The following is a 12175-nucleotide window of genomic DNA, read 5'->3' on the forward strand; positions in this document are numbered from 1 at the left end:
AAAATCAAAAATAGAGAAGCCCCCGATGAACACCAACAACAAACTCCAAGGAGACCAGCATGAATCCACAGAACCGTCGCCACTTCCTCGCCACGCTGGGCGCAGGTCTTTGTGTCTCTGCTCCTGGCGTGGCCTTGGCACAGGAATTTCCCAATAAGCCGATCCGCATGCTGGTTGGGTTTGCCCCAGGTGGTCCGACCGACATCCTGGCACGCATCGTGGCCACGGCGCTGACCAAGGCCATAGGGCAGAGCGTGGTGGTCGATAACCGACCAGGCGCTGCCGGCGCATTGGCAGCGCAGACTCTCGCGAAATCAGAGGCGGATGGCTACACGGTGATGTTTGCTGGAGATGGCCAACTTACCTTGCTACCGCAGTTGTCCGCCAACGCGGGCTACAGAACCCTGCGTGACTTCACCACCATCCGCACGGTGGCAGGGCAATCTAATGTGCTGCTTGTGAACAAAGCAACGGGTCTGACCGATCTCCAGACGCTCATTCGCCAGGCCAAGACTCGTCCGGGCAAGATCAGCTTCGGTTCTGCCGGCAATGGCACACCTTCGCATCTGGTGGGTGCTTTGCTGGAGAATGCGGCGGGCATCGAATTGCTCCATGTGCCCTATCGAGGTGCGGGCCCCGCCATGACGGATTTTCTGGGCGGACGGCTGGATCTGATGTTTGTGGGTATGCCAGTGGCAGTGCAGCACGCTCAGAACGAGAAGTTCGCCGTACTGGCCGTGACCGGTGCAAAGCGCTCAGCGCGGTTGCCAGCCGTACCTACCTTCACTGAGCTCGGGATGAAGGGGCTGGGTGAGGAAACCGACGTCTGGTGGGCGCTTGCCGCACCAATAGGCACGCCGGCAGCCGTGCAGGCGCGACTGGATGCGGCCCTGCGGGTTGCCATGGACGACCCCATGCTGAAGCAGGCATTCGTGACTCAAGGTGTCGACCGGTTGGATCGCGATGCCGCAGCCACAGCGCGACGTATCGAAGGCGATCAAGCTCGCTGGTCGGAGTTGATCAAGGCCGGCAAAGTGAGCAACGAATGAGCTTGGAGGCGGCTGTGCGCGAACCTAATTTCCTCATCTTCCTGACCGATCAGCACCGCGCAGACCACCTGGGCTGCTATGGCAATCCAGTGGTGCGCACCCCTCACATCGATGCGCTGGCGGATCGTGGATCGCGTTTTGAACGCTTCTACGTCAGCAACCCGGTTTGCATGCCCAACCGCGGTGCCATGATGACCGGGCGCATGCCTTCGGTCACCGGTGCACGCGGCAATGGCGTGCCTTTGCCGCTGGAGAGCGTGACTTTCGCTGATGTGCTTTCGGAGTTTGGCTATCACACGGCCCTGATTGGCAAAAGCCACCTTCAGAATATGGAAGACAGACCGCCTGCGCTACCGCCCGAAGCCAAGGTGACTACTCGCCAAAGCAAGCGCTACGCCGAAGCGCGCCGCGTCGATCTGCACGCGCCTGCTTACCGGCAGGAATTGCGTTCCAGCTGGGAGCGTCCAGAGCACCAGTTGACTTTGCCGTACTACGGGTTTCAGGACGTGGTGCTGTGTAACCATCATGCTGACGAGTGCTTTGGTGACTATCTCCGCTGGCTCCAGAAGCACCACCCTGAGGTGGCGGGGCGCATTGGCCGTGAGCACGGCAGGCGCGATCCTGAGTTTGTCGCTCCGCAGGCGTGGCACACGCAGCTCGATGAATTCCAGTACCCGACCCACTACATTGCCGAACAAAGCATGGATTGGTTGACCCGTCACACTGTTGAGCGGCCGGGCCAGCCCTTTGCACTGATGTGTTCATTTCCAGATCCGCACCACCCCTGGACACCACCCGGGCGCTACTGGGATATGTACGACCCTGACCAGATGGCCTTGCCGCCCACGGCGACTCGGACCGAAGGGGCCGAGCGCCACGTGCAGTGGTTGCAGCGCGAGCGTGCTGATGGCCGTGCGCAGTTGGAAACTCCCCGCATGTTTGCGGCGCAGGCGCGCGAAATCCAGGAGATCATCGCGCTCACCTACGGCATGATCAGCAATATCGACGATCGTATCGGCATGATCATGGCGCGATTGCGGGAGCTGGATCTGGAGCGAGATACCGTGGTTATTTTTACGTCTGACCATGGCGATCTGATGGGTGACCACGGCATCATGCTCAAGGGGCCGCTTCATTACGATGGCCTGGTGCGTGTGCCTTTTATCTGGGCTGATCCCGAAGGCAGTGCAGGCGCTAGAGATGATCTGGGCAGCAGCATGGACCTTGGTCCCTCGATTTTGCGCCGCGCCAACATCAGCTCGCCCAGTGGTGTGCAAGGTTGCCCCTTGTTCGATGAGCATGGTGGGGCATTGGCTTCTGGCCGGAGTGGTGTGCTCATTGAAGAGAGCCAGCAGCGGGCGTATGTGGGGTTCGAGACGCCCGTGCAGGTGCGCACGCTGGTTACTCAGCGCTACCGCCTGAGCCTCTATCACGAGGGCGACTGGGGAGAGCTTTACGACCTGCAGGAAGACCCGCAGGAATGCCACAACCTATGGGACGATGAAGGCAGCCGGGGGCTGCGGCAATCCTTGGTGGAAGAGCTGGCGCGCACGCTGATGCGCCACACGGACATGTGCCCCAAGCCGACCAGTCTGGCCTGAGAGCCTGTTCAAAGTTTCCTCGCAGAGACTTTGAATGGGCGCTAAGAAAGCACGAACGAGCCCCTCATGCCGGTCTTGAGATCTCGGGCACGTTGGACTCATTCACTCGTTCACTCCTTCTGACTGCAATCGATCTGGGTGGGTTGGGGACTTTGGGCTTTCCCTCGGGTGGGATTCCTTGTTAGCACCGGCACTGTGCAATGATCTGATGCATTGCGTAAATATTGATCGCTTAGCGTCGATCCTGGCCCATGCGTGCATCCGAACCTCTCGAACCTCCGAACAACCGGCGTCAACGTGTTCAATCCGCCGAGATCGGCATGGTGATCCTCAAAGCGCTCGCGACTCTGGGCGGCAGTGCCAGCCTCACCAGCATCGCTGCGGCAGTGAGCGAGAGCACGGCCAAGGTGCATCGTTACCTTTCCAGCTTGGCGCAGGAGGGGTTGATCGCGCAGAACCCCTCCACCCAGCACTATTACCTGAGTACCGAATCGATCCGCATCGGGCTGGCCGCGTTGCGGCAGTGTGACCCGGTGCGCATGGGGGAGTTGGCGTTGGTGCGGCTACGTGAATCACTGCAACTGACCTGCTTTATTGCAGTGACTGGCAATATGGGGCCGACGGTGTTGCGCATTGAAGAGCCTTCTCTGCCCGTTACGGTGAACATCCGCGCTGGCTCGGTGCTGCCCTTTCTCTGGTCAGCCACGGGCCAAGCCTTCCTGGCATTTTCTGACGACAGCGAGATGCGCACCAAAGCCGAGGAAGAGTATCAGTCCGGGAGTGCAGAACAGCGCGCCATTCTGGCCACGCCGGATGGTATCTCGCAGTTGTGTGCTCAAGTGCGTGAGCAGGGCTGCGCCATTGTGAATGACACGCTCCTGCGCGGTATCAGCGCGGTGGCGGCTCCAATTTTCGATGTGCGGGGGCATGTGAGCGCCGTGCTGACGGCGCTGGGTTCCACCAATGGCGTTGACGTGCGGCGTGATGGTCCGGTTTGTCAAGACGTCGTGCGTGAGGCTTCAGAGATTAGCGCCGCCATGGGATTCTTGAAGGCATAGATCGGTGGCGTGGACAAGGCAATGCTCGCTTGCCGCTACTGATCCTGCTGAGATTCGCGCGAACCCTCTGTGTCGGGCCACTGGTTGATAAATTACGCATTGCGTAATATCATTACGATAACTGATCTCAAAGCTATCGCCATGAATCTACCCAGCTCCCAGCCCACAGGCCGCTGCCCCGTCGATCACCGTGCAATGACCGGCCAAGTGGCACCCAATGGATGCCCTGTCAGCGCAGGGGCGGCTGCATTCAATCCTTTCGAAGATGCCTACATGCAGGCACCAGCCGACTACGTGCGCTGGTCACGCGAACAGGAACCCGTGTTCTGGAGCCCCCAACTGGGCTACTGGGTGGTCACACGGTATGAAGACGTGAAAGCCGTGTTCCGTGACAACCTGCTGTTCTCGCCCTCCGTGGCGCTGGAGAAAATCACACCGGCCACGCCGGAAGTCATGCAGGTGCTGCAGGGATACGGTTTTGCCATGAACCGAACCATGGTCAACGAAGACGAGCCTGACCACATGGCACGCCGGCGCCTGTTGATGGATGCCTTCCTGCCTGCCCGGCTGGCCACCTTTGAGCCCATGGTGCGTTCGTTGGCGCGGCAGTACATGGACAGATTCATCGACAAAGGCCGCGCGGACCTGGTCGCTGAGATGTTCTACGAAATTCCGCTCAACGTCGCGCTCAAGTTCCTGGGTGTACCTGACGATGACGCTGCGCAGTTGCGCGAGTTCGCCGTGGCGCATACGCTCAATACCTGGGGGCGGCCCACAGCGCAGGAGCAGATTCAGATTGCGCACGATGTTGGGCGCTTTTGGCAAACGGCGCAGGAGATTCTTGACCACATGCGTGCCCAGCCAGACGGTGAGGGCTGGATGTACGAGACCATACGCCAGCATCTGGCGCATCCCGACGTGGTGCCTGAGTCGTACATGCGTTCCATGATGATGGCTATCCTGGCTGCTGCCCACGAAACCACTTCCAATGCAACCGCCAACGCGTTTCACACGCTGCTGAGCCACCGTACTGCCTGGGCCGCCCTCTGCGAAAACCCTGCGCTCATACCCAACGCGGTGGAGGAATGCCTGCGTGTGGGCGGCTCCATCATCGCCTGGCGCCGCCTTGCCACCGACGATGCCGTGATCGGTGATGTGGCCATTCCCAAAGGCAGCAGGATTTTGCTGCTGCAAGCTTCGGCCAACTTCGACCCCTTGCACTTCGAGAACCCTCAAGAAGTTGATGTCTATCGCGAAAGCGCGGTGGAGCACATGAGCTTCGGATATGGTGCGCATCAGTGCATGGGCAAGAACATTGCGCGCATGCAGATGCGTGTGTTCATCGAAGAATTCACGCGTCGCCTGCCGCACTTGCACCTGGTGGCTGATCAATCATTCAGCTATCTCTCCAACACCTCGTTCAGAGGTCCGTCCGCGCTGCTAGCCGAATGGGACCCCGCGCTCAACCCTGAGCGGCAGAGCCCTCAGCTGCGCGAAGCACCTGGCGGCTTCTATGTGGGCCCACCGCCCAAAGACGCTATCACCCGAAGCGTGGTCGTGCGTGAAAAGCACGCAGAGGGCGATGGCCTTTGCCGCATCGTGGTGGCTGATCCGAAAGGGGCTCCTGTGCCGGCCTGGTCAGCGGGTGCGCACCTTGATTTGATCGCCGGAGGATTCCGGCGCAAGTACTCTGTGTGTGGCTTGGCAGATGATCGCTCGTCGTTGCAGATCGTCGTTCAACGAGAGACCAACGGCCGGGGCGGATCACGCCATTTCTGCGACACCCTGGCGGTGGGCGATGCGCTCCAGTTGGCGGGGCCCAAGAACATGTTCAAGCTTGATGAATCCGCCGAGCGTTTCATTCTGGTGGCTGGCGGTATTGGCATCACCCCCATCATGGCAATGGCGGACCGACTGAAGTTCCTGGGCAAACCCTATTCGATCCACTACGCGGGCCGCGCGCGAGAGCAGATGGCTCTGCTCGGCCGCCTTGAGCGTGACCATGCATCTGCATTGCATCTGTATCTCAAACGCGAAGGGCAGAGATTGTCTCTGACCAATGCTTTGAGTGAGGTGAATGCCCAGACACGTGTCTATGCTTGCGGGCCTGATCGATTGATCGACGAGCTGGAACGCCACAGCGAAGCCTGGCCGGCAGGCGTGCTTCACTTCGAGCACTTCCATGCCGAAAGCCAGGTCCTTGACCCATCCCGGGAACATGCCTTTGTCGTGCGTCTGAAAGACTCGAACATGGACGTGGAAGTCCCCGCCGACCGTACTTTGCTGCAAGCGCTGCAGTCGGTTGGGGTCGACGTGCCCTGCGACTGTGGCGAAGGTCTGTGTGGGACCTGCGAAGTCGCTGTGCTCGAAGGCGAGGTAGATCACCGAGACAAGGTGCTGACCAAATCTGAACGTGCTACCAACTCCCGCATGCTGGCATGTTGTTCCCGGGCCGCGGGAGGAAAACTCGTGGTGGCGCTGTAAGTTCGGGCCGTAAGGTCTGCTGAGATTCGCTCATCCTCGAGCTCGAATGCGGGCATGAGTCGATAATCCCCCTATGTCCACCCCAAAAGTATTATTCGGCTTTCATGCCGTTGGCGTCCGCCTGAAGACTTCGCCTGCCTCCGTGATTGAGGTCTACATAGACCCGACACGTCGCGACGCCCGCATGAAGCAATTCCTCTCCCGGGCCGCTGAAGTGGGAGCGCGCATCATCGAGGCCGATGGTGTGCGCCTTGCCAAATTGGCCGGCAGCCATGGCCACCAAGGGGTTGCAGCCCGCGTCCATCAGTTGGAGCAGGCCCATTCACTGGATGATTTGCTGGATGCCTTGACGGATCCGCCTCTGCTGCTGGTGCTCGATGGCGTGACTGATCCGCACAACCTGGGCGCCTGCCTGCGAGTGGCCGATGGTGCAGGCGCGCACGCGGTGATTGCGCCCAAGGATCATGCAGCCGGTATCAACGCCACTGTGGCCAAGGTGGCCAGCGGCGCTGCGGAGACTGTGCCGTACTTCATGGTGACCAATCTGGCGCGCACCCTGGGTGAGCTGAAAGAGCGCAACATCTGGATCACCGGCACCGCGGAGGACGCCGATAAGACCTTGTATGAGGTTGATCTCGCAGGCCCCACGGCGTTGGTGTTGGGTGCTGAAGGCGCTGGCATGCGCCAACTTACGCGCAAAACCTGTGACCAGTTGATGAGCATTCCCATGATGGGTGCTGTGGAAAGCCTGAATGTGTCAGTGGCCAGTGGCGTATGCCTCTACGAGGCACGCCGGCAAAGAGGAGTCTGATCATGCCCCTGGGTTCACCCATTCCCATTCTGAGGATGTTCGACGAAGCGGCAGCTAGAGCTTTCTATGTTGATTTCCTTGGATTCAAGGCGGATTGGGAACATAGGTTCGAGCCAATATCGCCTTTGTACATGCAGGTTTCCAAGGGTGCTTGCGTTTTGCATATTTCAGGCCATCACGGCGATGCCACGCCCGGCGGCCAAGTGCGTATTCCGTGCGACGATTTGCGCGCCTACCAGCAGGTGTTGCTGGCCAAGCTCTACGCAAACGCCCGCCCAGGCGTGCAGGAGCAGCCATGGGGTCTGGACATGACGATCGCTGACCCTTTTGGCAATCGTTTGACATTCACGCAGCCCTCAGAAGCCTGAGTTCCTCAGCTGACCTGCTGCAGGTTTCTCTCCTGGGATCGCCGGGGTCCTGCTCAGCACTAAGGCGCCTGCAGCCCCCGCATGCTGAGCAGGAAGTCGATGGGCCCAGTTGCGCAACTGCGGCTTCGGTTCCCTCAAAGAAAGCGCTGCGGAATGCGCTCCTGAAACGGATAGAACTGGAAATACGGCTTGGCCTCGCTTAGCACGCGAGCAACCGAAGGGCGGGTCATCAGGCGGTCGAAATAGTTTTGAAGGTGCAGATCGTCAGGGCCAAAGGCTTGCAGCGTGCTGGCGTAAAACAAGGCAGGCGCTGCGGCGCAGTCGGCCAGTGAAAACTCCTCACCGTAGACCCAGGTAGAACCACTGGCCAGTTGAGCGTTGATCACCCCGTACGCACTGGCCAAGGCATCGTACTTGGCTTGGATGTCCCCTTGCTTGTTGAAAATGCGGTCGGCGACGATGGCTTGCAAGGCGTCTTGTACGTGCAGGTCGAACACCCGATCCCATTGACGCACCGTGAGCGCATCGAGTGCCGAGGTCGGAAGCAGCCTAGTTGGGCCGGGGTAGAGCAGATCGACATGCTCAATGATGATGCTCGATTCAGGCACCGTCTGATTCCGATACGCATCGCGCAACACCGGAAACTTCCCCATGGGCCAGACCGCCTTCAACTCCTCCCCCTCGGCAGAATCGCCCAGATTGATCAATCGCTTTTCAAAGTGGGTGCCCAACTCGTAAAGCGCAACCAGAACCTTTTGACAATACGAAGATAAGGGGTGGTAGTAGAGGATCAAGGACATGATGGCTCGCTCGCTTACTGCATGGAGTGCAGGCCGATCATGTTGCCTTCGGTGTCCGACACCAGCGCGCACTGGCCGTACTGCCCAATAGCAAACTTGCCCCGGTGCACCTTTCCACCTGCGCTCTCGACCCGGCCTTGCTCCACCGCGCAATCTTCGCAGCCAAAATAGACGAGCGTGCCGCCGCCGCCGGAAGCCACGTCCTTCATCTGGACCAACATGCCGCCAGCGCCTGTGCCTTCCATGCTCATCGGGAAAGCCAGCATGAGCGAGCCATCGGCGCTACCCGCATCATCAGGTGCAGTCAAGGCTTCCAAAGTGCACTGAAAGACGGTTTCATAGAACTTGCGCGCACGCTCCATGTCTTGCACGTAAATTTCAAACCAGACGATGGGATTCGGTTTCATAGTGGTCTCCGTTGGGTAATGAGAGGGCGTGTTCAGGCGTGGTTTTCAACGTGGCGAGCGAAGCTATCCAAGATGGCTTGCCAGCCTTGGCGTTGGTGCTCTGCGGGATAAACGTTTTCGGCGTCAAAGGTTTCACGCACCGTGACCGCGTCAGGCCCCGCGATGAATTCGACAAGCACTTGGCGACCGTCTGCCATCCCGTATTCAATGACGCGATGGAGCTCAATGCGCGAATAGACGCCTTCAAAGTCGAAGCCCATGCTGCCATCACGCGCTTCCATGCGCGTACTGAATTTGCCACCTTCTCGCAGATCAATGCTGGCCCGCGGCGTATGCCATTCAGGCGAAGGTGTGTTCCATTGCTCCACAGCCCGGGGGTCATTCCAATCCGCCCAGACGAGTTCAATGGGCGCTTTGATGTTGGCTTCAACAGTAATTTTCATAGTTGGTTTCCTTGAAAAAATTTAGGTGTTTATTTGGGTGGGCACTTGTGCACCCGGTTGTGTCTCAGACGCTGCTGGCCCTCACCCCAACCCTCTCCCGCACGCGGGAGAGGGGGTAATAATCTGCCGACGCCACCGCAAACGTGAAATAAGCAATATTCCGACGCCGACCCGCGATCCAATGCGGGGCAAATCAGATGGCTGCGGAGCAAGCCAGGCGAGGGTGCCCGCGGAGCTGGCTTTGCCAGGCCGCTAGGCGCGTCCCCCTGGGGGGAAGGCGCAAAGCGCCTCAGGGGGGGGTGCAGTTCACCATCCATGGCGTACCAAAACGATCAATGACCGATCCGAACCCGGGCGACCAGAAGGTTTCCTGGAAGGGCATGGAAGATTCGCCACCTTTTTCCAGTGCATCGAATATGCGGCGGCCTTCTTCAACGCTGTCCGCACCAATAGATACCCATAGGCCTTGAGGCTTCGCGTAGCCGCCGGCGCACACATCGGCGCCTGGCATGGTGTCCGATCCCATGATGGTCTGCTCACCCACGGTCAACGAGATGTGCATGATGCGGTGGTGATGCTCAGGTGGAATGGGCGGGCCATCCGGTATCTCACCAAAAGTGCTTTGAAATGTGATGGTGCCCTTGAACAGTTCTTTGTAGAACGCGAAGGCTTCTGCGCAGTTGCCATCGAAATTGAGGTAGGGGGTGAATTGCACGGTTGTCTCCTATTGCGTGGATTTTCGGGACGGGCGGTTATTGAAGTGTCATCGAATGTCGATAAGAAGCAGGAAAAAATTCAAGGGCTTTAGCGGCCCTCGAAAGCTGCCAACAGTGGAGCGATTTCAAGCTTTTTCATCTTCATCATGGCGGCCATATAGCGCTCTACCGCCGCACGGTCGGGAGATACGATCATCTCCTCGTAGCCTGCGGGCGTGATTTGCCAGGAAAGGCCGTACTTGTCTTTCAACCAACCGCATTGTTGGGCCGCTGGATCTCCGCCCTGTGACAAGGCGTTCCAGTAATGGTCAATTTCTTCTTGCGTATCGCAAAGAAGGATCAATGAAACGGCTTCATTGAATTTGAAGTGTGGTCCGCCATTGAGGGCAAGGAAAGACTGACCGTCCAGCTCAAAGGAGACGGTCATCACGCTGCCAGGTTCTTTGCCATGCTCGTCTCGTCCTGCCTCAGGGTAGTAGGCGATCAAACCCAGTTTGGCGTTCCTGAAAACACCAACATAAAAGCGCGCAGCTTCTTCTGCTTGCTGGTCGAACCAAAGGCAGGGCTGTATGCGTGAGGAAACGGTGCTCATAAGTAGTTCTCCTGTAAACAGGCTCTTAACCGTGCTCATGACCTATTGGAGGACCCTGAATAGACCATGAACACCTTTTCATTGAAGGGCATTGCTTTAATGTGGACAATGTACACATATCTTGCTGCATAAAATGGACGCTGTCCACATAAAAACCATATGAGTAACGAGGATTCACCTGCAGACGTGCCGCGCAGTACATACCGGCATGGTGACCTGCGCCGGGCGTTGCTGGAGGCTGGCCTTGCGCTTGCGCGTGAAGGGGGGCCCGACGCCATCGTTTTGCGTGAAGCTACGCGCCGAGCAAAGGTGGTTCCGAACGCAGCCTATCGGCATTTCGCCGGTCATAGAGAACTGTTTGACGCTGTGCGCGCTGCGGCCCTCGGTGCACTGGCGAAAGCCATTGAGCTCGAATGGGACAAAGCAGATGCCATTCCTGATGCCGCTGAGCGCGCGCGCGCCCAGCTATCTGCCGTGGGCGCTGGTTACATGGGCTTCGCTCAGGCCGAAACGGGCTTGTTCCGTACCGCTTTCGCGCCCAGGCAGCGCGAAGGGGCTCTTCAGGGTGATCCTGCACGTACCGGCAGCAAAGGCCTTGGTCCGTTCGGGCTGCTCAATGCAGCGCTTGATGCCATGGTGCAGACGGGCGCACTGCCCGCAGAGCGCAGGCCAGGAGCGGAATATCTGGCATGGTCAGCGGTTCATGGCATGGCGCTTCTGATCATTGACGGCCCCCTGCATTCCGCGCCAGCCGAGACGCGTGAAGCGCTCGGCAAGCGCTTGCTGCACATGGTTGAGCGGGGGCTTTGAACGCCAGCTTCTAACTTCTCGTGACGTGCCCAGACAGGGCGATCACTCGATCTTGATGTTGGCGTCTTTGATGACCTTGCCCCAGCGGTTGTATTCGTCGCGAATGTAGGTAGCAAATTCCTGAGGCGATTTGCTGGGCAGGAGCACGTTGCCCAAGGCAATGAGTTTGTCCTGTGTTTCTTTTTCAGCCAAACCCTTGACCAGGGCTTCGTGCATTTTCTTGGTGATTTCAGGTGGCAAACCGCCCGGGCCGCCCACGCCGAACCAAGGGACGACCACCATCTCGGGGTAGCCGGACTCCTTGGCAGTAGGCACGTCTGGCAGCGCAGGTGAACGGGTCTCGGTCATGACCGCCAGGGGCTTGATGCGCTTGTCCTTGATGAAGGGCAGGGCCACCACAAGAGAGCTTTGCGAATCGAACTGTGTTTGCCCGCCGATCAGGTCCGTGATTTGCTGTACCGCACCCTTGTACGGTATGTGATTGAATTTGGCGCCAATCTGGCTCTGAAACAACTCGGCCGCCAGGTGCGGAATCGTGGCCACGCCGGGGGTTCCGTAGGCTACTTTGTTGGGGTTGGCCTTGGCATAGGCTGTCAACTCCTTGAGGTTGTTGTAGGGGGCTGCGTTGTTGGCCACAAAAATGGGTGTGGTCGCCACCATGTTGGAAATGGGGGTGAAATCCTTGAACGGGTCCCACTTGCTCAGACCCAGGTGCGGCGCCGTTGCCAGTGTGATGGCGGTGATGCCAACGGTGTAGCCGTCAGGGGGAGCCTTGGACAGTACATCCAGCCCCAGCACGCCGTTGGCTCCGGGCCTGTTTTCGACGACGACGGTCGCTTTCAGTTGTTTGCTCAGGATGTCTGCAGCCGTGCGCCCAATCATGTCGGTCGGGCCACCAGGCGGGAAGGGCACAATGAACTTGATGGGCTTGCTGGGCCAGTCATCGGCATGGGCCACTGCTGAGAAAGCCAGTACGGCTGTCGCTAAGAAATAGGGAAAAGATTTCATGTCGTCCTCCTGAGTGTTAAAAAAAGCA

The 12175-nt window shown here is 58.9% G+C and carries 13 protein-coding genes; 7 read left to right on the plus strand and 6 right to left on the minus strand.

What is annotated here, in order from left to right:
- Positions 1–59: 59 nt before the first annotated feature.
- The 6 genes from G518_RS0128690 (at position 60) to G518_RS0128715 (ending at position 7371) form a co-directional block, all read left to right on the plus strand.
- Complete coding sequence (locus tag G518_RS0128690; RefSeq protein WP_028605410.1) at positions 60–1049, plus strand: Bug family tripartite tricarboxylate transporter substrate binding protein; 990 nt, start codon at positions 60–62, stop codon at positions 1047–1049.
- Entirely contained in the window at positions 1046–2650 is a 1605-nt protein-coding gene (locus G518_RS0128695; RefSeq protein WP_051237511.1) for a sulfatase family protein, read from the plus strand. The genes G518_RS0128690 and G518_RS0128695 overlap by 4 nt, the downstream gene beginning before the upstream one ends.
- A 251-nt stretch (positions 2651–2901) precedes the next feature.
- Positions 2902–3708: an IclR family transcriptional regulator gene (locus tag G518_RS0128700; protein ID WP_028605412.1), complete on the plus strand. Its 807-nt coding sequence runs from the start codon at positions 2902–2904 to the stop codon at positions 3706–3708.
- Positions 3709–3849: 141 nt separating this feature from the next.
- Entirely contained in the window at positions 3850–6192 is a 2343-nt protein-coding gene (locus G518_RS0128705) for a cytochrome P450/oxidoreductase (protein ID WP_028605413.1), read from the plus strand.
- A 73-nt stretch (positions 6193–6265) separates the two neighbouring features.
- Positions 6266–7003, plus strand: a complete 738-nt coding sequence (gene rlmB / locus G518_RS0128710) for a 23S rRNA (guanosine(2251)-2'-O)-methyltransferase RlmB (RefSeq protein WP_028605414.1) — start codon at positions 6266–6268, stop codon at positions 7001–7003.
- Between the two features lie 2 nt (positions 7004–7005).
- Positions 7006–7371 carry a glyoxalase superfamily protein gene (locus tag G518_RS0128715; RefSeq protein WP_028605415.1) on the plus strand — a complete coding sequence of 122 codons (366 nt, stop codon included), beginning with the start codon at positions 7006–7008 and terminating at the stop codon, positions 7369–7371.
- Positions 7372–7505: 134 nt separating this feature from the next.
- Here G518_RS0128715 and G518_RS0128720 read toward each other — a convergent pair whose 3' ends face one another.
- The 5 genes from G518_RS0128720 to G518_RS0128740 form a co-directional block, all read right to left on the minus strand.
- The gene (locus G518_RS0128720; protein WP_028605416.1) at positions 7506–8171 is read right to left on the minus strand and encodes a glutathione S-transferase family protein; all 666 of its coding nucleotides are present in this window, start codon (positions 8169–8171) and stop codon (positions 7506–7508) included.
- Positions 8172–8185: 14 nt separating this feature from the next.
- On the minus strand, positions 8186–8578 hold the full coding sequence (locus G518_RS0128725) for a VOC family protein (RefSeq protein WP_028605417.1): 393 nt from the start codon (positions 8576–8578) through the stop codon (positions 8186–8188).
- Between the two features lie 32 nt (positions 8579–8610).
- A complete protein-coding gene (locus G518_RS0128730; protein WP_028605418.1) occupies positions 8611–9021 on the minus strand; it encodes an SRPBCC domain-containing protein in 411 nt (136 codons plus the stop codon).
- A gap of 289 nt (positions 9022–9310) precedes the next feature.
- A complete protein-coding gene (locus tag G518_RS0128735) occupies positions 9311–9736 on the minus strand; it encodes a VOC family protein (RefSeq protein WP_028605419.1) in 426 nt (141 codons plus the stop codon).
- 89 nt (positions 9737–9825) lie between these two features.
- The gene (locus tag G518_RS0128740) at positions 9826–10329 is read right to left on the minus strand and encodes a VOC family protein (RefSeq protein ID WP_028605420.1); all 504 of its coding nucleotides are present in this window, start codon (positions 10327–10329) and stop codon (positions 9826–9828) included.
- Positions 10330–10488: 159 nt separating this feature from the next.
- On the opposite strand from G518_RS0128740, the gene G518_RS0128745 reads away from it, so the two are divergent.
- Complete coding sequence (locus tag G518_RS0128745) at positions 10489–11139, plus strand: TetR-like C-terminal domain-containing protein (protein WP_028605421.1); 651 nt, start codon at positions 10489–10491, stop codon at positions 11137–11139.
- 42 nt (positions 11140–11181) lie between these two features.
- On the opposite strand, the gene G518_RS0128750 is transcribed toward G518_RS0128745, so the two are convergent.
- On the minus strand, positions 11182–12147 hold the full coding sequence (locus G518_RS0128750; RefSeq protein ID WP_028605422.1) for a Bug family tripartite tricarboxylate transporter substrate binding protein: 966 nt from the start codon (positions 12145–12147) through the stop codon (positions 11182–11184).
- Positions 12148–12175: the final 28 nt, after the last annotated feature.

Source organism: Ottowia thiooxydans DSM 14619 (assembly GCF_000422885.1).
GTDB classification, from domain to species: domain Bacteria; phylum Pseudomonadota; class Gammaproteobacteria; order Burkholderiales; family Burkholderiaceae_C; genus Ottowia; species Ottowia thiooxydans.